This is a genomic window from Streptomyces sp. CAU 1734 (assembly GCF_039888735.1).
Lineage (GTDB): Bacteria > Actinomycetota > Actinomycetes > Streptomycetales > Streptomycetaceae > Streptomyces.
Genome location: NZ_JBDQQP010000004.1, coordinates 334,786 through 355,677, shown reverse-complemented (window position 1 = coordinate 355,677; position 20,892 = coordinate 334,786). Strand labels below are relative to the sequence as shown.

General features: G+C 70.8%; 16 protein-coding genes. 10 read left to right on the top strand and 6 right to left on the bottom strand.

Annotation, left to right across the window (positions count from 1 at the left end):
- Nucleotides 1–48: 48 nt before the first annotated feature.
- Nucleotides 49–1,224 (bottom strand): methyltransferase domain-containing protein, encoded by a 1,176-nt coding sequence (locus tag AAFN69_RS09855; RefSeq protein WP_347727969.1) that lies wholly within the window; start codon nt 1,222–1,224, stop codon nt 49–51.
- A gap of 267 nt (nt 1,225–1,491) precedes the next feature.
- On the opposite strand from AAFN69_RS09855, the gene AAFN69_RS09850 reads away from it, so the two are divergent.
- The 3 genes from AAFN69_RS09850 to groL all read left to right on the top strand — a co-directional run bounded on the left by AAFN69_RS09850 (nt 1,492) and on the right by groL (nt 4,779).
- Complete coding sequence (locus AAFN69_RS09850; protein ID WP_347728108.1) at nt 1,492–2,391, top strand: polysaccharide deacetylase family protein; 900 nt, start codon at nt 1,492–1,494, stop codon at nt 2,389–2,391.
- 323 nt (nt 2,392–2,714) lie between these two features.
- The gene (gene groES / locus AAFN69_RS09845; RefSeq protein ID WP_347727968.1) at nt 2,715–3,023 is read left to right on the top strand and encodes a co-chaperone GroES; all 309 of its coding nucleotides are present in this window, start codon (nt 2,715–2,717) and stop codon (nt 3,021–3,023) included.
- A gap of 133 nt (nt 3,024–3,156) precedes the next feature.
- Complete coding sequence (groL, locus tag AAFN69_RS09840) at nt 3,157–4,779, top strand: chaperonin GroEL (RefSeq protein WP_347727967.1); 1,623 nt, start codon at nt 3,157–3,159, stop codon at nt 4,777–4,779.
- Nucleotides 4,780–5,032: 253 nt separating this feature from the next.
- Here the strand turns inward: groL and AAFN69_RS09835 are convergent, their stop codons facing one another.
- Nucleotides 5,033–6,082, bottom strand: coding sequence for a hydroxyacid dehydrogenase (locus AAFN69_RS09835; RefSeq protein ID WP_347727966.1), 1,050 nt, complete (start codon nt 6,080–6,082; stop codon nt 5,033–5,035).
- A 230-nt stretch (nt 6,083–6,312) separates the two neighbouring features.
- Nucleotides 6,313–7,086, bottom strand: coding sequence for an SDR family oxidoreductase (locus AAFN69_RS09830; protein ID WP_347727965.1), 774 nt, complete (start codon nt 7,084–7,086; stop codon nt 6,313–6,315).
- Nucleotides 7,087–7,541: 455 nt separating this feature from the next.
- Here AAFN69_RS09830 and AAFN69_RS09825 point away from each other — a divergent pair, with 455 nt between their 5' ends.
- The gene (locus AAFN69_RS09825; RefSeq protein ID WP_347727964.1) at nt 7,542–8,447 is read left to right on the top strand and encodes a LysR family transcriptional regulator; all 906 of its coding nucleotides are present in this window, start codon (nt 7,542–7,544) and stop codon (nt 8,445–8,447) included.
- A gap of 290 nt (nt 8,448–8,737) precedes the next feature.
- On the opposite strand, the gene AAFN69_RS09820 is transcribed toward AAFN69_RS09825, so the two are convergent.
- Nucleotides 8,738–9,061 (bottom strand): WhiB family transcriptional regulator, encoded by a 324-nt coding sequence (locus tag AAFN69_RS09820; protein ID WP_347727963.1) that lies wholly within the window; start codon nt 9,059–9,061, stop codon nt 8,738–8,740.
- Between the two features lie 430 nt (nt 9,062–9,491).
- Between AAFN69_RS09820 and AAFN69_RS09815 the strand changes: the two genes are divergently transcribed.
- From AAFN69_RS09815 to AAFN69_RS09800, 4 genes are all read left to right on the top strand, one after another.
- A complete protein-coding gene (locus AAFN69_RS09815; protein WP_003948568.1) occupies nt 9,492–10,103 on the top strand; it encodes a response regulator transcription factor in 612 nt (203 codons plus the stop codon).
- A gap of 264 nt (nt 10,104–10,367) precedes the next feature.
- Nucleotides 10,368–10,943 carry a sigma-70 family RNA polymerase sigma factor gene (locus AAFN69_RS09810; RefSeq protein WP_347727962.1) on the top strand — a complete coding sequence of 192 codons (576 nt, stop codon included), beginning with the start codon at nt 10,368–10,370 and terminating at the stop codon, nt 10,941–10,943.
- A 348-nt stretch (nt 10,944–11,291) separates the two neighbouring features.
- Entirely contained in the window at nt 11,292–12,794 is a 1,503-nt protein-coding gene (gene guaB / locus AAFN69_RS09805; RefSeq protein WP_347727961.1) for an IMP dehydrogenase, read from the top strand.
- A gap of 258 nt (nt 12,795–13,052) precedes the next feature.
- A complete protein-coding gene (locus AAFN69_RS09800) occupies nt 13,053–14,177 on the top strand; it encodes a GuaB3 family IMP dehydrogenase-related protein (protein WP_347727960.1) in 1,125 nt (374 codons plus the stop codon).
- Between the two features lie 121 nt (nt 14,178–14,298).
- Here AAFN69_RS09800 and AAFN69_RS09795 read toward each other — a convergent pair whose 3' ends face one another.
- The gene (locus AAFN69_RS09795; RefSeq protein WP_347727959.1) at nt 14,299–14,811 is read right to left on the bottom strand and encodes a hypothetical protein; all 513 of its coding nucleotides are present in this window, start codon (nt 14,809–14,811) and stop codon (nt 14,299–14,301) included.
- Nucleotides 14,812–14,940: 129 nt separating this feature from the next.
- Nucleotides 14,941–16,182, bottom strand: coding sequence for a nucleotide sugar dehydrogenase (locus AAFN69_RS09790; RefSeq protein ID WP_347727958.1), 1,242 nt, complete (start codon nt 16,180–16,182; stop codon nt 14,941–14,943).
- 430 nt (nt 16,183–16,612) lie between these two features.
- On the opposite strand from AAFN69_RS09790, the gene AAFN69_RS09785 reads away from it, so the two are divergent.
- Both AAFN69_RS09785 and AAFN69_RS09780 read left to right on the top strand, forming a co-directional pair.
- Nucleotides 16,613–18,319 carry a glycerol-3-phosphate dehydrogenase/oxidase gene (locus tag AAFN69_RS09785; protein ID WP_347727957.1) on the top strand — a complete coding sequence of 569 codons (1,707 nt, stop codon included), beginning with the start codon at nt 16,613–16,615 and terminating at the stop codon, nt 18,317–18,319.
- Nucleotides 18,320–18,716: 397 nt separating this feature from the next.
- Complete coding sequence (locus tag AAFN69_RS09780; RefSeq protein ID WP_347727956.1) at nt 18,717–20,849, top strand: protein kinase; 2,133 nt, start codon at nt 18,717–18,719, stop codon at nt 20,847–20,849.
- Nucleotides 20,850–20,892: the final 43 nt, after the last annotated feature.

Sequence of the window (20,892 nt, the reverse complement as noted above, 5' to 3'; positions counted from 1 at the left end):
CGGCGCACGAGTGGAGCGCCGGCGTGCGGGTCGAGCCGCCCGCCGGCATCACTCCGCGGTCGGCGCCGGGCCCCCGATCAGCATCACCGGCGCACCGGACACCCTGGTCAGAAAGACCGTCGCGGCATGGGGCCCCTGCGGCTTCACCCGGCGTCGCAACTCCTCCGGCTCCACCGCCGAACCGCGCTTCTTCACGGTCAGCGAGCCGACCCCGCGGTCGCGCAACAGCGCCTTGAGCTTCTTCAGCCCGAAGGGGAGTACATCGGTGATCTCGTACGCCGTGGCGTACGGCACCCGCCGCAGCTCGTCGGAGGTGATGTACGCGATGGTCTCGTCGATCAGGCCGCCGTTCAGCTCCTGCGCGATCTCCGCGACCAGATGCGCGCGGATGACCGCGCCGTCCGGCTCGTACAGATAGCGGCCGACCGGGCGGACCGGCGGATTGGGCAGCCCGCGCCCGGCCAGGGTGTGCGGACCCGGCAGCAGGGTCGCGGTCGTGTGCTCGGCCGCCGCTCCCGCGCGCCAGAGCACGGCCTCCTTCACATCGCCGTGGTCGGAGATCCACTCCGCGGTGAAGTCGTCCGGGACCAGCTCGTGCGGGATGCCGGGGGCGATCTTCAGCGCCGCGTACGGACGGGCCCGGGCCGCCTCCACCGCCCAGGAGAGGGGCGGGGAGTACGCCTCCGGGTCGAAGACCCTGCCCCGGCCGCCGCGCCGGGCCGGGTCCACGAAGACCGCGTCGTACGGCGCGGTGTCGATCTCCGTCACATCCGCGCAGCGGACCTCGATCAGCTCCGCCAGGCCGAGGGCCTCGGCATTGGCGCGGGCGGTGGCCGCGGTCAGCGGATCGCGGTCGACGGCCAGCACCCGGACACCGGCGCGGGCGAGCGCGATGGCGTCGCCGCCGATGCCGCAGCAGAGATCGGCCGCACTCCGCACACCCAGCGCGGCGAACCGCCCGGCGCGGTACCCGGCGACGGAGGTGCGCGTCGCCTGCTCCACGCCGTTCGGGGTGAAGTACATCCGGTACGCGTCCTCCGCGCCGAACTTCGCCACCGCGCGCTGCCGCAGCCGTGCCTGCCCGAGCGCCGCCGAGACCAGCTCGGCGGGGTGCTCGCGGCGCAGCCGGGTGGCGATGGCCAGCTCCCGGGCGGGTTCGAAGTCGCGCAGGGCGGCGAGCAGGGCCCGGCCCTCGGGGGTGAGGAGGAGGGAGAGGTCGTTCACCTGGACATTGTGGGCCAGGTGACGGGGGTGTTGTGGGCCAGGCGGGGGATGGAGCCCGCCGCGGCGGCGGTGTCGGCGGGGTCGGGGGGACCCCGGCTGACAGGATCCGGCGCCATGCAGCTAAACAGACAAAAAGAAAAATGCGGACAGGTTGAGTCACCGGTCCCGGACGCGGCTCCGGAACCCCCGCGGGCCTCCGGGGAGCCGGGACGCGGGCGCGGGCGGGTGCTCCGGCAGCGGCGGCTGGTGCTCGCGGCGGCCCTGCTGATGGCCTTCCTGGGGTCGGCCTGCGCGGCGGAGAAGCCGGACGGCCGCGAGGCCGCCGGGCGCGCCGCCGAACGGAGCGAGGCGGCGGGGAAGGCCGCCGCGGGGGCCGCCGGCAAGGCGGAGCCGGGGGCGCCGGGGCGGGCGGCCGAGCGGCTCCCGTTCGCGGAGCGGGTCAAGCGGCAGCAGGCGGCCCGGGCGGTCGCCGCCCGCAAGTGGCGGCTCGACAAGGTCCCGCTGCCCGCGCCGGAGCCGCCCGCCGAGAAGCCGGAGATCACCACCCGGGACGGATTCGAGGTGGAGGACGGCGACGAGCTGCCCCCCGTCTTCACCACGGTGCCGGTGGAGGAGAACGTCGTCTTCCTGACCATCGACGACGGCTCCGAGAAGGACCCCGAGCTGCTGAGGATGATGTCCGACCTCCAGATCCCGTACAGCTCCTTCCTCAGCGACTACGTGATCAACGACAACTACGGCTACTTCCGCGAGATGCGCGACCGGGGCGTCACCCTGCACAACCACACCCTCAATCACCGCTACATGCCCGGCCTCTCCTATGCGGAGCAGAAGAAGGAGATCTGCGGGCAGCAGGAGAATCTGGAGCGGCTGTACGGGAAGCGCCCGCAGCTCTTCCGGCCGCCGTACGGCAACTACAACCGCGACACGCTCGTCGCCGCGAAGGCGTGCGGGGTGCGGGCGGTGCCGCTGTGGGCCGCCGAGGGGTTCCCCGACCGGATGGAATGGCGCGAGTGGGACAAGGATCTTCACCCCGGCGACATCATCCTCACCCATTTCCGGGGTCCGGGGGACTGGGAGGGGACCATGCCCGACATGATCCGGCAGGTCATGAAGGTGGTGACCGAGAAGGGGTACGCGATCGCCAGGCTGGAGGACTACGTCTGACCGCGCCCCGGCGGGCCTGACTGTATTTCCGCAGGCCGGGACGGGTGCGGGCGGTGGCGAATGGCGGGAGCGAAGGCGCGCGGGAGGGGCGTGCGGGCCTTCGCGGCACGCCCCTGAGGGGTGCTGAAATCCCGCCATGAGAGGCACCGCATTGGCACTCCGCTTGACCGAGTGCTAATCGCGGTCATAGTCTCGGCTCTGGCACTCCCCACAGGAGAGTGCCAACGCAGCGACAGGCAGGTCCGGCACCCGCGACGACGGATCCACCTGGTCGCCACCCAGACAGTTAACCCCGTGAGATCTCCGAAGGGGGAGGTCGGATCGTGACGACCGCCAGCTCCAAGGTTGCCATCAAGCCGCTCGAGGACCGCATTGTGGTCCAGCCGCTCGACGCCGAGCAGACCACGGCCTCCGGCCTGGTCATTCCGGACACCGCGAAGGAGAAGCCCCAGGAGGGCGTCGTCCTCGCTGTTGGTCCGGGTCGCTTCGAGAACGGCGACCGTCTGCCGCTCGACGTACAGACCGGCGATGTCGTTCTCTACAGCAAGTACGGCGGCACCGAGGTGAAGTACAACGGCGAGGAGTACCTCGTCCTCTCGGCCCGCGACGTGCTCGCGATCATCGAGAAGTAGGTCGGATTCCGGGGTTCGCCCCGGAGCCTCCGCACCCCGTTTGTTTTTGAACTGCGCCCCTGGCCCCCGCTGACAGTCATATCCGGGCGCTGGGGGCGTCGTTCATATTCACTGAAGAGGACTGAAACGCTCCATGGCGAAGATCCTGAAGTTCGACGAGGACGCCCGTCGCGCCCTCGAGCGCGGCGTCAACAAGCTTGCCGACACGGTGAAGGTGACGATCGGCCCCAAGGGCCGCAATGTCGTCATCGACAAGAAGTTCGGCGCCCCGACCATCACCAACGACGGTGTCACGATCGCCCGCGAGGTCGAGCTCGACGACCCGTACGAGAACCTCGGCGCCCAGCTCGTGAAGGAGGTGGCGACCAAGACCAACGACATCGCGGGTGACGGCACCACCACCGCCACCGTGCTGGCCCAGGCGCTGGTCCGCGAGGGCCTGCGCAATGTCGCCGCCGGCGCCTCCCCGTCCTCGCTGAAGAAGGGCATCGACGCCGCGGTCAAGGCCGTGTCCGATGAGCTTCTCGCGACCGCCCGTCCGATCGAGGACAAGTCCGACATCGCTGCCGTGGCCGCGCTCTCCGCGCAGGACCAGCAGGTCGGCGAGCTCGTCGGCGAGGCGATGGACAAGGTGGGCAAGGACGGTGTCATCACCGTCGAGGAGTCCAACACCTTCGGCCTGGAGCTCGACTTCACCGAGGGCATGGCCTTCGACAAGGGTTACCTGTCCCCGTACATGGTGACCGACCAGGAGCGTATGGAGGCCGTCCTCGACGACCCGTACATCCTGATCAACCAGGGCAAGATCTCCTCCATCCAGGACCTGCTGCCGCTGCTGGAGAAGGTCATCCAGGCGGGTGGCTCCAAGCCGCTGCTGGTCATCGCCGAGGATGTCGAGGGCGAGGCCCTGTCGACCCTGGTCGTCAACAAGATCCGCGGCACGTTCAACGCCGTCGCCGTCAAGGCGCCCGGCTTCGGTGACCGCCGCAAGGCGATGCTGCAGGACCTGGCCGTCCTCACCGGCGCCACGGTCATCGCCGAAGAGGTCGGCCTCAAGCTCGACCAGGCCGGTCTGGACGTGCTGGGCAGCGCCCGCCGCGTGACGATCACCAAGGACGACACCACCATCGTCGACGGCGGGGGCAACTCCGGCGACGTCGCGGGCCGTGTTGCCCAGATCAAGGCCGAGATCGAGAGCACCGACTCCGACTGGGACCGCGAGAAGCTCCAGGAGCGCCTCGCGAAGCTCGCCGGCGGCGTCTGCGTGATCCGTGTCGGTGCCGCCACCGAGGTGGAGCTCAAGGAGAAGAAGCACCGTCTGGAGGACGCCATCTCCGCGACCCGCGCCGCGGTCGAGGAGGGCATCGTCTCCGGTGGTGGCTCCGCTCTGGTCCACGCCGTCAAGGTGCTGGAGGGCAACCTCGGCAAGGAGGGCGACGAGGCCACCGGTGTCGCCGTCGTCCGCCGCGCCGCCGTCGAGCCGCTGCGCTGGATCGCGGAGAACGCCGGCCTCGAGGGCTACGTGATCGTCTCCAAGGTCGCCGAGCTGGAGAAGGGCCAGGGCTACAACGCCGCCACCGGCGAGTACGGAGACCTGGTCAAGGCCGGCGTCATCGACCCGGTCAAGGTCACCCGCTCCGCGCTGGAGAACGCCGCCTCCATCGCCTCCCTGCTCCTCACGACCGAGACCCTGGTCGTCGAGAAGCCGGCGGAGGACGAGGGCGACGCCGGGCACGGCCACGGCCACTCCCACTGACGCACCCCGCTCAGCCACACCGGGCCCGGTACTCCCCTCGCGGGAGCACCGGGCCCGGTGCCATCCCGTCCCGCTCCGGGTCCCCGGCGCGCCCGTACCGCTCCGGTCCCGCGCGACGCCTTCCGGCCCGGCCCGGATTCCGCTGTTCCGCCCGGACTCCGTCCCTTCGGACTCCGTCTCTCCGGACTCTGCCCGGCCCCGGCCTGTCCGCCCGCCCGTTCGCCCGCCTGTTCGTCCGTCCGCCGGCGGATCCTCAGGCCGAGCGCCGCAGATCATCCGCCGAGACCGGATCGGTGAACGGCAGCCCCTGCCCATAACGCTCCAGCTCGTCCAGAGCCAGATCCGCCAGCCGGTGCAGCTCACTGCCGAGCGAACCCGCGACATGCGGGGTCAGCAGCACATTCGGCAGTGTGTAGAGCGGTGAATCGGCTGCCGGGACCTCGGGGTCCGTCACATCCAGAACGGCATCGATCCGCCCGGTCACCAGCTCCGCCAGCAGCGCGTCCTCGTCGATCAGCGAACCGCGCGAGGTGTTGATCAGCGTCGCGCCGTCCGGCAGCAGCGCGAGCCGGCGCTCGTCGATCATCCGGCGGGTCTCCGCCAGCTCCGGGGCGTGCACCGAGACGATGTCGCTCCGGCCGCACAGCTCGTCCAGCCCCACCGGCACCACCCCCAGCCCGGCCGCGTCCGCTTCGGTCACATACGGGTCGTGGAGCAGCACATCCAGATCGAACGGGCGCAGCAGCTCGATCACCCGGCGGCCGATGCGCGACGCCCCGACAATGCCCACCGTGCGGCGGTAATTGCCGCCGTCCGCCAGCTCACCGGCCCAGTCGTGAGCGGAGCGCAGCTCCCGGTAGCGCCCGGCCGACCGCAGCACCCGCTTCCCCGCGAAGAGGATGGCGGCCAGCGTGAACTCCGCCACCGGCAGCGCGTTTCCCGCCGCGGCCGACGACACCCTGACCCCGCGCGCCCAGCAGGCATCGGTGATGTGGTGCTTCACGGATCCGGCCGCATGCACCACCGCCCGCAGCCGGGGAGCCCGGTCCAGCACCTCCGCCGTCAGCGGGGGAGCGCCCCAGCAGGTCAGCAGCACCTCGGCGCCGGCCAGCGCGCTCCGCACGGCGGGCTCCGGATCGGACAGGTCATGAGCGACCAGCAGGGGATCGGTCCGCGCCAGAGACGTGAGCCGCTCCCGGTGCCGCTCCCCGAACAACCGCTCCGCGACGCCCGGCCCCATCGCGAGCAGCACCCCGGGCCGCTCGCCGCCGACTCGCCCCGTGATGAAACCAGCACCCCTCATGCCCCCACCGCCCCTTCCGTCCACCGCCACCGCTCACCGTCCACGGCCACACCGGCCGCCGCCCACCGTCCGACTGCCCAGGCTGCTGCCGGCCGGCCGCCACTCGCCGTCCACCGCTCACGGCCACCGCGCACCCCGCCGTCGCTCACCGTCCACGGCCACCGCTCGTCGGCCGCCGGCCCATTCGGATCCCGGCCCGCCGCCGCGCCTGCCCGTCGGGCCGTACTCGCCTACTGGGGTCCGTACTTGCGCCCCGTCCGGGAGGTGACCCCGCCCAGCACCCCCCGGGGTGCCAGCTTCACCAGCCCCATCAGCGCCTTGTACCGGGGGTCCGGGACCGAGACCGTCCGGCCCCGCGCCAGATCCGCCAGCGCCGCCTCCACCAGCTTGTCCGCGTCCAGCCACATCCACCCGGGGATATTGCCGGTCCCCATCCCCGCCCGCTGATGGAACTCGGTACGGACGAAGCCGGGGCAGAGCGCCATCAGCCGCACTCCCGTACCGGCCAGGTCCCGAGCCACGCCCTGGGTGAACTGGACCACCCACGCCTTGGACGCCCCATAGGTCCCGCGAGGCACGAAGGCCGCCACCGACGCCACATTGACCACACCGCCCCGGCCGCGCTCCCGCATCGTCTCCGCGGCGGCAGCGGTCAGCCGGAGCACTGCCTCGCAGTGCACCTTCAGCATCGTCAGCTCATCGGCCATGGAGACTTCCAGGAAGCGCCCCTTGTTGCCGAAGCCCGCGTTGTTGACCAGCAGATCCACCGGATTCTTCCGGTCGGCCAGCCGCTTCTCCACCGCCGAGATACCGCTCTCCCGCGACAGATCCGCCGTGAGCACCTCCGCCTCGATGCCGTGCCGGTCGTGCAGCTCGGTGGCGTGCTCCTGCAGCCTTCTGGTGTCGCGGGCCACCAGCACCAGGTTGTGCCCCTCGGCGGCGAGCCGTCGCGCGAACGCGGCGCCGATGCCCGCGGTCGCGCCCGTGATCAGTGCAGTCGTCATAGGCGGCACGTTAGTGCCACTCGTCCCCGTACAGCGCACGGCCGTACCCGCCTCAACTCCTCCCCTCGCCGTGAAACACCCCGCTCCGTCCGGACCCCGTCCCGTGCGGAGCCCCCATCACCCGATGGGGCCGGGACATGCAATGAGCTTCTCCGACACCGCTCCCGGCCACCATCGGGGATCACCCCGATCCGGCCCGGAGACAACTCGCCTTTATCCGGAGGGATTTCCCCTTACACCCATCACCCCGCCCCCGGACGGACGCTCCGGGGCCGCATCCCGGCGCGAGGCGCCCGCCCCGGGAGACCATCACCCGTTCGGCCCACTCGGCCCGCGATTTCCGAAGCGTCCGGCATCCGGACCCAGCCGCCCGGCATCGGGCCGCCACCCCCTCCCGACTCAAATGATCCAGATGGATATTTCCGATTAACCCAAGGAAGCCTTATATTTGTGGAGTGATCGAAGCCCGTCATCTCCGAGTGCTGCGCGCGGTGGCCGCCACCGGCTCCTTCTCCGCGGCGGCCCGCTCCCTGGGCTGCACCCAGCCGGCCGTCAGTCAGCAGATGAAGGCCCTGGAGACCTCGGCGGGCACCCCCCTCCTCATCCGCACCGGCCGCGAGATGCGGCTGACCCAGGCCGGTGAGGTGCTCGTCCGCCATGCCTCGGGCATCCTCGCCGGGCTCACCGCGGCCGAGGAGGAGATCGCGGCCATCGCCGGGCTCCGCGCCGGCCGGGTGCGGCTCGTCTCCTTTCCCAGCGGCAGCTCCACTCTCGTCCCCACCGCGCTCGCGGCCCTGCGCGCCGCGCACCCGGGCACCCGGGTCTCCCTGGTCGAGGCCGAACCGCCCCGCTCGGTGGAGATGCTGCGGGAGGGCGACTGCGATGTGGCGCTCGCCTTCCGCTACGCGGGTTCGGGGGATCCGGAGACCGAATGGGAGGACCTGGTGGTCCGCCCGCTGCTCACCGACCGTCTGGTGGGGCTGGTCCCCGAGGGCCACCGCCTCGCCGCCGCCGGCACCGTGGCCATCGGTGAATTCGCCGACGAGCCCTGGATCGCGGGCTGTCCGCGCTGCCGCCGTCAGCTGGTCGATGTCTGCGAGGAGGCCGGCTTCACCCCGCGCATCGACTTCGCCACGGATGACTACCCCGCCGTGATCGGCCTGGTCGGGGCGGGCCTCGGGGTGGCCGTCCTGCCCGAGCTGGCCCTGGAGTCCGTGCGCCCCAAGGGCACCCGCATGGTCACGGTCGACCCCCCGGTCTCCCGCGAGATCGTGGCTCTGACCCTCCCGGACCTCTCCCAGGTCCCGGCCGTCGCCGCCACCCTGGACCAGCTGACCCGGGCGTCCTCGACCGCCCGCTGACCCGCCCCCTCCCGCGCCCGCCCATACCGCCCGGCGCCAGTGCCGCTCGGTGAACGCACCGCCCCGGCGACCGTGCCGTCCCGTGCTGTGCCGTGCCGCGAGAGCGCACCGGCCCGGCGAACGCATCGCCCCGCGAACATGCCCGCGCGGGCGCACCCACGCGCCGCGTCGCGCTCGTGAACGCGCCGGACGAGCCCGGGAGCACCCCGGAAGCGCGCGTGGGAGCCGAGGAGGGCCCAGGGGGCACAGAAGTGCAGGAACGTTTCTGCTGAAGCGGCGCGGGTCCGGATTCAGCCCTGGCCCGCCCCGGTGGCGCTGTTCGCCGGGACCAGCCGGTGCCGGGCGCGGCCCATCAGCTCCTCGCGCTCGTCCTCCGTCAGTCCGCCCCACACGCCGTACGGCTCCCGTACGGCCAGTGCGTGTGCCGCGCACTCCGCGCGGACCGGGCACCTCATGCACACCTCTTTCGCCGAGTTCTCGCGCGCGCTCCGAGCCGCGCCCCGTTCGCCCTCGGGATGGAAGAAGAGAGAACTGTCCACCCCGCGGCAGGCCGCTAGGAGCTGCCAGTCCCACAAGTCGGCGTTGGGTCCGGGAAGGCGGGAGAAATCTGCCATGGCGCTTGCCCCTTGAAACCGTGCTGAGTGGATCGGTCAGGTCGCGCGCGGGCGGGGGACGCGAGCCGCCTCCGGCACCCGCACTTGCCCCACGACCGTACATCTACTGTGTAAATAGATGTAAATATGACTCACTGCGAATCTAGCCACAGACACTGCCCAAAGGGAAGAAAAGCGGCCGAATGGGGCATATTGCTTTAATGGGTAACCGTTTCGCCGTGTCGTTCACCGGCGTACACGGCCCCTCACGGGGAGTGTCGAAGAGTGTGAGCCGACCCGTAACTCTTTCGAGTGACCATCGTTGGTAGTGCGGAGGCGGTTGACGGAACAAGTGCTCGGGCACATGCCCGAGTGCGTTCAACCGCACAGGTGACGAAACGTACCCAGCCTGGAGGCTCAAGGTGACGCGCATCAGCTGCGGAGGGCGGCCATGACATCCGTCCTCGTCTGCGACGACTCCCCGCTTGCCCGAGAGGCGCTCCGCCGCGCGGTTGCGACCGTGCCCGGCGTCGAGCGCGTGACGACCGCGGCCAACGGCGAGGAAGTCCTCCGCCGCTGGGGCGCCGACCGCTCGGATCTGATTCTGATGGACGTGCGCATGCCCGGTCTGGGCGGTGTGGAGACGGTCCGACGACTACTGTCCGCTGACCCCGGCGCCCGGATCATCATGCTCACGGTCGCCGAGGATCTCGACGGGGTCGCACTCGCGGTCGCCGCCGGGGCCCGGGGATACCTGCACAAGGACGCCTCGCGTGCCGAGCTGCGCGCCACCGTGACGCAGGCGCTCGCGGACCCGACCTGGCGGCTCGCCCCCAGGCGGCTGCGATCTGCGGAAATGGGTGCCGCGCCGACACTCACCGCACGCGAGATCCAAGTGCTGGAAGGCATGAGTCACGGCCGCTCCAATGCCGAGATCGGGCGCGAGCTCTTCCTCTCCGAGGACACGGTCAAGACGCATGCCCGCCGGCTTTTCAAGAAGCTGGGAGCCTCGGACCGGGCGCACGCCGTCGCGCTCGGATTCCGCTGGGGCCTGGTCCGCTAGACAGATCCCGGGCCTTCTCAGGGGGTGCCCGGGGGATGCGATGGACCCCGCTCGCCGTACGGTGGGCGGGGAGACCGGCGCCCGAAGGCGTCCGTTTCCCTCGCGATGCCGCATCCTTGAGGTGTGGAGTTCCTCGGGGACGAGTCCGGCGAGCGGAAGGGGAGGGCGCAGGCGATGAGTTCCGGCGCACCTGCTCATAACGCTTCGGTGCACAACATGGGACACGGTGCCACGGATCAGCGGCCACCAAGGCACCATGGACCGATGCGTGACGACCAGACCACGGTGATTGGCGCGCTCGTTCACCGTGCTGTCGATGGAGACCAGCAAGCCACGCACGACCTGCTCGCACATGTTCATCCACTGGCGCTGCGCTACTGCCGCACCCGGCTCAACCGGCTGCCCGGTGATGCTCGCCACTTCGTGGAGGACCTTGCCCAGGAGGTCTGTGTCGCGGTGCTGATGGCCCTGCCCCGGTACCGGGACACGGGCAGACCCTTCGAGGCGTTCGTCTTCGCCATCGCCTCGCACAAGGTCGCCGACCTCCAGCGGGCCGCCATGCGGCACCCCGGATCGACGGCCGTGCCCTCCGACGAGATGCCGGAGCGGCCCGACGATTCCCTCGGGCCGGAGGAGCGCGCCCTGCTCAGCGATGACGCGGAGTGGGCGAAGAAGCTTCTGGCCAATCTCCCGGAGAACCAGCGCGAGCTCCTGGTCCTGCGCGTCGCGGTCGGTCTGACCGCGGAGGAGACAGGGCAGATGCTGGGCATGTCCCCGGGCGCGGTCCGGGTCGCCCAGCACCGGGCCCTCAGCCGGCTCCGCGCTCTCGCGGAGCAGTGAGCCGGACAGCACACGACCGGTGCCGGACAGCGCCCGACCGGTGCCGGACAGCGCCCGACCGGTGCCGGACAGCGCCCGACCAGTGCCGGACAGCGCCCGACCGGCACCGGCCGCCGGCCGGTCCGGTCGTCCGGTGCGCGATGCCGGAGGTGCGGACGGCCCGCTCGCACTCCTGAATCCCACCAGTCCCATGGGTTGTCGCGGGAACCGCTGACCTCGCACGCCTCTTGGCATGGCACCTGTACCAACGCACAAACCTGCCGGACGATCTTGATCGTGGAATGAGTGGGCTTCCCGGGCCGTTAGCATGGACATCCGCACCGATCAAGGCCATTTGGGGAAGGTGTCATGACCAACGTCGACGGAGTGCCCGAGAAATTCGCGACACTCGGGCTGACCTACGACGATGTGCTGCTGCTGCCGGGTGCCTCGGACATGGCGCCCGACCAGATCGACACCTCCTCGTACATTTCCAAGAATGTCCGGGTGAACATCCCGCTGCTCTCGGCGGCGATGGACAAGGTGACCGAGGCCCGCATGGCGATCGCCATGGCCCGGCAGGGCGGCGTGGGCGTACTGCACCGCAATCTCTCCATCGCCGACCAGGCCAACCAGGTCGACCTGGTCAAGCGGTCCGAGTCCGGCATGGTCACCGACCCGATCACGGTGCACCCCGACGCCACCCTCGGCGAGGCGGACGAGCTCTGCGCGAAGTTCCGCATCAGCGGTGTCCCGGTCACCGACCGGAACGGCAAGCTGCTCGGCATCGTCACCAACCGTGACATGGCCTTCGAGTCGGACCGCAGCCGTCAGGTGCGCGAGGTCATGACCCCGATGCCGCTGGTCACGGGCAAGGTCGGGATCTCCGGCGTGGACGCCATGGAGCTGCTGCGCCGTCACAAGATCGAGAAGCTTCCGCTGGTCGACGAGGCCGGCGTGCTCAAGGGCCTCATCACGGTCAAGGACTTCGTCAAGGCCGAGAAGTACCCCATGGCCGCCAAGGACAAGGACGGCCGCCTGCTGGTCGGCGCCGCCGTCGGTGTCGCGGGCGACGCCTTCGAGCGGGCCCAGGCGCTGGTCGAGGCGGGTGTCGACTTCATCGTCGTGGACACCGCCCACGGCCACTCCCGGCTGGTCGGCGACATGGTCGCCAAGATCAAGTCGAACTCCTCCCGGGTGGATGTCATCGGCGGCAACATCGCCACCCGTGACGGCGCCCAGGCGCTGATCGACGCCGGTGTGGACGGCATCAAGGTCGGTGTCGGCCCGGGCTCGATCTGTACCACCCGAGTGGTCGCCGGTATCGGCGTACCGCAGGTCACGGCGATCTACGAGGCGTCCCTCGCCGCCAAGGCGGCCGGCGTTCCGGTGATCGGCGACGGCGGTCTCCAGTACTCCGGCGACATCGCCAAGGCCCTGGTCGCCGGCGCCGACACGGTGATGCTCGGCTCGCTGCTCGCGGGCTGTGAGGAGTCGCCGGGCGAGCTGCTCTTCATCAACGGCAAGCAGTTCAAGTCCTACCGCGGCATGGGCTCGCTGGGTGCCATGCAGTCCCGCGGCGAGCAGCGGTCCTTCTCCAAGGACCGTTACTTCCAGGAGGGTGTCGCCTCCGACGAGAAGCTGGTGCCGGAGGGCATCGAGGGTCAGGTGCCGTACCGCGGTCCGCTCTCCGCCGTCGTCCACCAGCTGGTGGGCGGGCTGCGCCAGTCGATGTTCTACGTCGGCGGCCAGACCGTCCCGGAGCTCCAGGACAACGGCCGGTTCGTCCGGATCACCTCGGCGGGGCTCAAGGAGAGCCACCCGCACGACATCCAGATGACCGTCGAGGCACCGAACTACAGCAGGAAGTAGGGCTCCGCCGGCCGGGGTGTCCCTCACGGGAGACCCCGGCGGACGGATCGCCGGGGTGCGGGGAGCGGCCGCGGCGGACGGATCGAGCCGGGGCGAGCGGTCCCGGCGGCGGGAAAACGGCCGGTACAGGTCGCGGAAACCGCATCGGAGAGCAGCTGCCCGCGCGTGCAGGGGCGGTACCGGGTATTCCGGCACCGCCCCTCTCGTATGCGTCGGGGATACTGGTAGACGCAGACGTAGAGGGAAAGGCCACACAAGGTGACTGAGATCGAGATCGGGCGCGGCAAGCGCGGTCGCAGGGCGTATGCGTTCGACGACATCGCCGTCGTACCGAGCAGGCGCACACGGGACCCGAAGGAGGTCTCGATCGCCTGGCAGATCGACGCCTACCGCTTTGACCTGCCCTTCCTGGCCGCCCCCATGGATTCCGTGGTCTCTCCGCAGACCGCGATCCGGATCGGTGAGATGGGCGGTCTCGGGGTTCTCAACCTTGAGGGCCTGTGGACCCGGTACGAGGACCCGCAGCCGCTGCTGGACGAGATCTCGGAGCTGCCGGTCGACACCGCGACCCGCCGTCTCCAGGAGATCTACGAGGCCCCGATCAAGGAAGAGCTGATCGGGCAGCGGATCAAGGAGGTGCGCGACTCGGGTGTGGTGACGGCCGCCGCCCTCTCCCCGCAGCGCACCGCGCAGTTCTCCAAGGCCGTGGTGGACGCCGGGGTGGACATCTTCGTCATCCGCGGCACCACGGTCTCCGCCGAGCATGTCTCCGGCGCGGCCGAGCCGCTCAACCTCAAGCAGTTCATCTATGAACTGGATGTGCCGGTCATCGTCGGCGGTTGTGCCACCTACACGGCGGCGCTCCACCTGATGCGCACCGGCGCCGCGGGTGTTCTCGTCGGCTTCGGCGGCGGCGCCGCGCACACCACCCGCAATGTGCTGGGCATCCAGGTGCCGATGGCCACGGCGGTGGCCGATGTGGCCGCGGCCCGCCGCGACTACATGGACGAGTCCGGTGGCCGCTATGTGCATGTCATCGCCGACGGTGGCGTGGGCTGGTCCGGCGACCTCCCGAAGGCGATCGCCTGCGGCGCCGACTCGGTGATGATCGGCTCGCCGCTGGCCCGCGCGTCGGACGCGCCCGGCCGGGGCCGTCACTGGGGCATGGAGGCCGTCCACGAGGATGTGCCGCGCGGCAAGCTGGTCGACCTCGGCGCCGTGGGCACCACCGAGGAGGTCCTCACCGGCCCCTCGCACATCCCGGACGGATCGATGAACTTCTTCGGTGCGCTCCGCCGGGCGATGGCCACGACGGGCTACAGCGAGCTCAAGGAATTCCAGCGTGTCGAGGTGACGGTCGCGGATTCGCAGCACCGCCGCTGACACTCCGCGGGGAGCGGACATTCCGTCCGGTGAGGGGCCCGGCGCCGATGACGGCGCCGGGCCCCTCCGCCATGGGGTCCGGCCGGGGAGCCTGTCGTGCAGCGCGGCGCGCGCCCGCGGATCAGAGGCTGAGGGCATTGCCCTTCTTGGCGGTGCTGAAGGCGGTGACGGCGCCTATCGCCAGGAAGACATAGGTCATGAAGTCGGCCGACTCCGTCCAGGCGTCCACGAGGGTGGAGAAATTCTCGGTCAGCACCTTCATGAAGGAGATCTTCAGGAAGTCGCTGAGCATCACCGCCGCGCCGATGATCTGTCCCAGACAGATGGCGGGCAGGGCGAGGGCGGCCGAGACCGCGGGCAGTGCCGGGTGCGCGCCGCCGGCCTTGGCTGCCGCGAAGCCGATCAGGAAACCGACACCGATGGCCGCGAAGCCGATCTCGCGCTCGATCGCACCGCTGATCGCGCCATAGACGCCGGCGCCGACGAGTGCGGCGACGACCGCCGCGAGGATGCCGATTCCCGCGTTGTTCCGGGCCGGGGCGGGTGGCGGCGGAGCCTGGGCGTAAGGGTTGGACGCGCCGGGCGGGCCCTCGGCGAACGGATTGCCGGACTGCGGCGGTACGGGCTGGCTCATATGGAAATCCCCCCATGGGTGTGCATCCGCACAGATGTGCGTTCAAGGCCCGGACATTAGCAGCCCGCACTGACGGCACCGCCCGGGTTTCTTTCCCCGCCCTACGACTCCGGTGCGGATCGGGCCAGGTCACAGCCGGTGCGCGGCTCCCGCCGGGGAGGCTCCCCTGGTGTCCAGGAGCAGCGGTGCCTTGACGGCGAGGCTCTGGAGGTCGTACGTGCGGTGGTGCTGGAGCAGCACCGTCAGATCCGCGCCCGCCGTGGCCTCGTAGAGCGAGTCCGCGCGCGGCACCGGCCTGCCGTTCACCCGCCAGTCGGGGACATAGGGGTCGTGATAACTGACGGCCGAGCCCAGTTCCATCAGCCTGCGGGCGATCTCGGTGGCGGGAGAGCCCGTCAGGTCCGGCAGATCGGGTTTGTAGGTGATCCCGAGCAGGAGCACCCGTGCTCCGCGCGCCGACTTCCCGTGCTCGTTCAGCAGGGTGGCGCAGCGCTGGATGACGTATTGCGGCATCCGGGCATTGATCTCCTGGGCGAGCCCGACCATCCGCAGCGGGTGGCCGGGGGTGCGTCCGCTGTACGGGAGGGTGCCGGGGTCCAGTGGTACGCCGTGGCCGCCGACGCCCGGGCCGGGCCGGAAGGCGTGGAAGCCGTACGGCTTGGTCTCGGCGCAGCGGATGACATCCCAGAGGTCGACTCCCAGATCGTGGCAGAGCACCGCCATCTCATTGACGAGGGCGATGTTGACATGGCGGAAGTTGGTTTCGAGGACATTGACCGTCTCGGCCTCGCGCAGGCCGCGGGCGCGGACCACCCGGTCGGTGAGTCTGCCGTAGAAGGCGGCGGCCGATTCGGTGCATGCCGGTGTGAGCCCGCCGATGACCTTGGGGGTGTTGCCGTAGTCGTGGGTGCGGGAGCCGGGATCGACCCGGCCGGGGGAGTACGCGAGATGGAAGTCGCGGCCGGCGCGCAGTCCGGAGCCCTCTTCGAGGAGGGGCCGCAGAAAGGTCTCGGTGGTGCCCGGCTGCACGGCGGATTCCAGGAGCACCGTGGTGTGCGGACGGAGCCGGGCGGCGAGGGCCTGGGCCGCCTCGGACAGTGCGGTGAGGTCGAGATTGCCGTCCGGGCCGAGAGGGGTGGGGGCGCAGATGGCGGCGGTGCGCACGCGGCCGAGTTCGGCCGGGTCGGTGACGGTCCGGAACCCTCCGGAGACCATCCGGCGGATGTCGGCGGGGGTACGGCCCGCTGCCGGTTCGCTGAGGTGCCGCGGGTCGGTGTCGTAGCCGATGGTCTCGATACCCGCGGCTACGGCGGCCTGGGCGAGGGGCAGGCCGTGGTGACCGAGTCCGATGACGGCGAGATCTGCTGGCACGGGGTTGGCCGTCCTTCCCTATAGCCGGAGGGGAGCGTTGGCGCAAGCCCTGTGGGCAGAACGGGCGGGCGCAATGTCAGACTAGGCGTAAATATGACCGATATGCCGCATTGTGGGCTTGTGGCTCCCCTGAGTGTTATCCACAGGCGGTGGCTGAAGTCGGAGACTCCGGACAGAATCGATGTTGTGAGCCGGAGCACCCGGGTGCGGACCCGGGGCGACGGCGCACCGGCGGAGGACCCGGCGGCCGGGCGGGCGGATGCCCGAGGGCCGCGGCGCATGAGCCCGGCGGCATCGGGCACCTGGGCAGACGGGTCAGGGCACATTCCGCGGATCCGCGGTTCGCCCGGGCGGACGCAGGGGCGGATCGGGCACAGGGCGCAGCGCCCTGCGCGCAGGGTTTGTACGGGGGCGACGGGAGGAAAGCGCAGTGAGGACAGCGACACTGGGACCCGAAGAGCGCGCCCGGGCACTCGCCGGCATGGCCGAGCGGGAGCTCGATGTGCTGGTGGTCGGTGCGGGCGTGGTCGGCGCCGGTACCGCACTGGACGCCGCTACGAGAGGACTCTCCACCGGGCTGGTGGAGGCGCGCGACTGGGCCTCCGGCACCTCCAGCCGGTCCAGCAAGCTCATCCACGGCGGGCTGCGCTATCTGGAGATGCTCGACTTCGCGCTCGTGCGGGAGGCCCTGAAGGAGCGCGGACTGCTCCTGGAGCGGCTCGCTCCCCATCTGGTGAAACCGGTGCCGTTCCTCTATCCCTTGCAGCACAAGGGATGGGAGCGCCTGTACGCGGGATCGGGCGTCGCCATGTACGACGCGATGTCCGTCTCCTCGGGGCACGGCCGGGGTCTGCCGGTCCACCGTCATCTCTCCCGGCGCCACGCTCTGCGGGTGGCGCCCTGTCTGAGGAAGGACTCCCTGGTCGGGGCCCTTCAGTACTACGACGCGCAGATGGACGACGCCCGCTATGTGGCCACCCTGGTGCGCACCGCCGCGAGCTATGGGGCGCAAGTCGCCAGCCGGGCCCGGGTCATCGGCTTTCTGCGGGAGGGCGAGCGGGTCGTCGGCGCCCGGGTCCAGGATGTCGAGGGCGGCGGGGAGTACGAGATCCGCGCCAGGCAGATAGTGAACGCGACCGGGGTGTGGACGGATGACACCCAGGCCCTGATCGGCGAGCGCGGCCAGTTCCATGTGCGCGCCTCCAAGGGCATCCATCTGGTGGTGCCCAAGGACCGGATCCACTCCACCACCGGGCTGATCCTGCGCACCGAGAAGTCGGTGCTGTTCGTCATCCCCTGGGGCCGCCACTGGATCATCGGCACCACGGACACGGACTGGGATCTGGACAAGGCCCACCCGGCCGCCTCCAGCGCCGACATCGACTATCTGCTGGAGCACGTGAATTCGGTGCTCGCCGTGCCGCTCACCCGGGATGACGTCCAGGGCGTGTACGCGGGGCTGCGGCCGCTGCTCGCCGGCGAGTCGGACGCGACCAGCAAACTCTCCCGTGAGCACACGGTCGCCCATCCCGTACCGGGACTCGTGGTGGTCGCGGGCGGCAAGTACACCACCTACCGGGTGATGGCGAAGGACGCGGTCGACGAGGCGGTGCACGGCCTGGACCAGCGGGTGGCCGACTGTGTCACGGAGAATGTGCCCCTGGTCGGCGCGGAGGGGTACACGGCGCTGTGGAATGCCCGGGCGCGGATCGCCGCCCGCACCGGACTGCACGTGGTGCGGGTCGAGCATCTGCTCAACCGCTTCGGCTCGCTGACGGAGGAAGTGCTCGCGCTGATCGCCGAGGACCCGACCCTCGGTGAACCGCTCGGCGGGGCGGACGACTACCTCCGGGCCGAGATCGTCTACGCCGCCTCGCACGAGGGCGCGCGGCATCTGGACGATGTGCTCACCCGGCGCACCCGGATCTCGATCGAGACCTTCGACCGGGGCACGCGCAGCGCCCGTGAGTGCGCGGAGCTGATGGCGCCCGTCCTGGGCTGGGAGCAGGAGCAGATCGAGAAGGAAGTGGCGCACTACGAGAAGCGGGTGGAGGCGGAGCGGGAGTCGCAGCGGCAGCCCGACGACCTGACGGCGGACGCGGCGCGGCTGGGGGCGCCGGACATCGTTCCCCTCTGATCCGGCCCGCGTCCGGCCCGGTGTCATATCCCGTCCGGCGCGTCGTCCCTGACGGCCCGGATGGTCCCCGGTGCCCCCGGTGGTCCGTGCGCCGAGGTGCGGTCCGCGGCGATCCGGCGCGGTCTGCCACCGGGCGGTCCGGCCGGTGGCACGGCTCGGGACGCCGGGCCGGTCCTTCACGGTCCTGTCACGGTCGGACCCGGGACGGACATCGGCCTTCCCCCGGGGCGGTGACATGGTGGATGTTTCAACCAGGTGGGTCCGCCCGGGGGGTCGGCGGACCCGGGATGAACGCCGGTCCCGGAGTGAGGGACAATGAAGGTTCTGCCAAGGCGTGTTACCGCATCGCGCGGGAGCGGCAGGCGCGGGCGAAGATCATGGATCGCAGAGGGGACGCATGTCGGAGGCGGAGCAGTCGCGGGAACCCCAGCGTGGCAAGTCCACGGAGGCCGAGCCGCCGAAGTCAGGGCGATCCGGCAGGGCACCGGGGGAGACCGCCGGGCAGGCGGACACCGCGGCACCGGCGGCCGGGCCCGCCGGGAAGGCCGGGTCCGGTGGTGCGGCTGACGCCGATACAGACGTACCGGCCGCGCCCGGGGTTGAGCGCGCGCGCCCGGCCGGGAAGGCGGGCGGCTCCGGCGGCCCGGACAAGAGCGGAAAGGCCGGCGGGTCCGCCCCCGGCGGCTCCGGCGGTACGGACTCCGAGGGCCGGCTCCTCGCCGGGCGCTACCGCCTCGGTGACGTACTCGGCCGGGGCGGCATGGGCACGGTCTGGCGGGCGGTCGACGAGACCCTCAGCCGTACCGTCGCCGTGAAGGAGCTGCGCTTCCCCACCAGCATCGACGAGGAGGAGAAGCGCCGCCTCATCACCCGCACCCTCCGCGAGGCGAAGGCCATCGCCCGGATCCGCAACAACAGCGCGGTGACGGTCTATGACGTGGTGGACGAGGACGACCGCCCCTGGATCGTGATGGAGCTGGTCGAGGGCAAGTCCCTGGCCGAAGTCATCCGCGAGGACGGCATACTGACCCCCCGCCGGGCCGCCGAGGTCGGTCTGGCCATCCTGGACGTGCTGCGTTCCGCGCACCGCCAGGGCATTCTGCACCGCGATGTGAAGCCGTCGAATGTGCTCATCGCCGACGACGGCCGCGTGGTGCTCACCGACTTCGGCATCGCCCAGGTCGAGGGCGACCCCTCGATCACCTCCACCGGCATGCTGGTCGGCGCGCCCTCGTACATCTCGCCCGAGCGGGCGCGCGGCCACCGCCCCGGCCCCGCCGCCGACCTGTGGTCGCTCGGCGGTCTGCTCTACGCCAGCGTCGAGGGCTGCCCGCCGTACGACAAGGGCTCCGCGATCGCCACCCTGACGGCCGTGATGACCGAGCCGCTCGACCCGCCGAAGAACGCGGGCCCGCTGGAAGAGGTCATCTACGGTCTGCTCGCCAAGGACCCCGCCCAGCGCCTCGGCGACACCGGTGCGCGGGAGCTGCTCAGCAAGGTGATCAGCGCCCCCGAGAGCTCCGCCGCGCAGCCCCCGGCGGACGCGACCCGGGCGATGACCCTCCCGCCGGTACCGCCCGCGGTGACCGCGGAGAAGGAGGAGCCGCGCGGCCCGCGCCGGCCCGCGCGGAAGGCCGCGGCCGCCGCTTCACCGGCCGCGGCACCGAGTGCGGCGCAGCCGCCCGTACCGTCGCCGTCACCGCCGGTCCAGCGGGCCGCCCCGGTGCGGGCACCGCTGACCGATGTGGTGCCCCGGCGCACACTGATCGCCATCGCGGCCGCGGTGCTGCTCGCCGTTCTCGGTGTGGTGCTCTATCTGTCGCTCAGTGACGATGACGCCGACAGTGCCGCCAAGGGCTCCGGGACCGACACCACGAAGTCGTCCGGCACCGGGAATCCGGGCGGCGGCGACAAGGAGTCCGGCGGGGAGAAGAAGCCCGACGGGAGCGAGAGCGGTACCGACGGCTCCGGCGGCGAGCCGTCCGGGAAGGACACCGGCGGCACGGCCGGCAAGGATGACCCCCAGGAGTCGTCCGGCTCCACCCCGGGAAAGGAATCCGGCAAGGGTGAAGTTCCCGCCGGGTATGCGGCGGTCACCAACGACCGGTTCCGTTTCGGGATGACCATGCCCGAGAACTTCCGTATGAACGGTATAGCGGGACAGAACTCCGGCGGAATCTTCAACCGGAGTGGTGGATTCCCGCGGGTGCAGGTCGACTTCAACTCCCGCCCGGGCACCGATGCCGCAGCCGCCTGGAAGGCCGCTGTTCCCGCCACTCGCGGTGCCAGCAACAAATATGAGCACCTCGGCATCAAAGAGGTCGAATTCAACGGTTATCCGACCGTCGCCGACTGGCAGTTCGAGCGCAATCAGCAGGGTGAGCGAATACGGGTCCTCAACCGCGGATTCCGGGTTGACGCCAAGCGCGGCTATTCGATCATGGTCAGCTGCAAGGCGAGCGAATGGAACGAGGCCGAGTGCAGGACGCTGCGCGAGACGGCGTTCCGTACATTCCAGCCCAAGGACTGAGCCGGGACCGTATCGTTGAGAAGGCGTGTTCGTGCGAAGACCT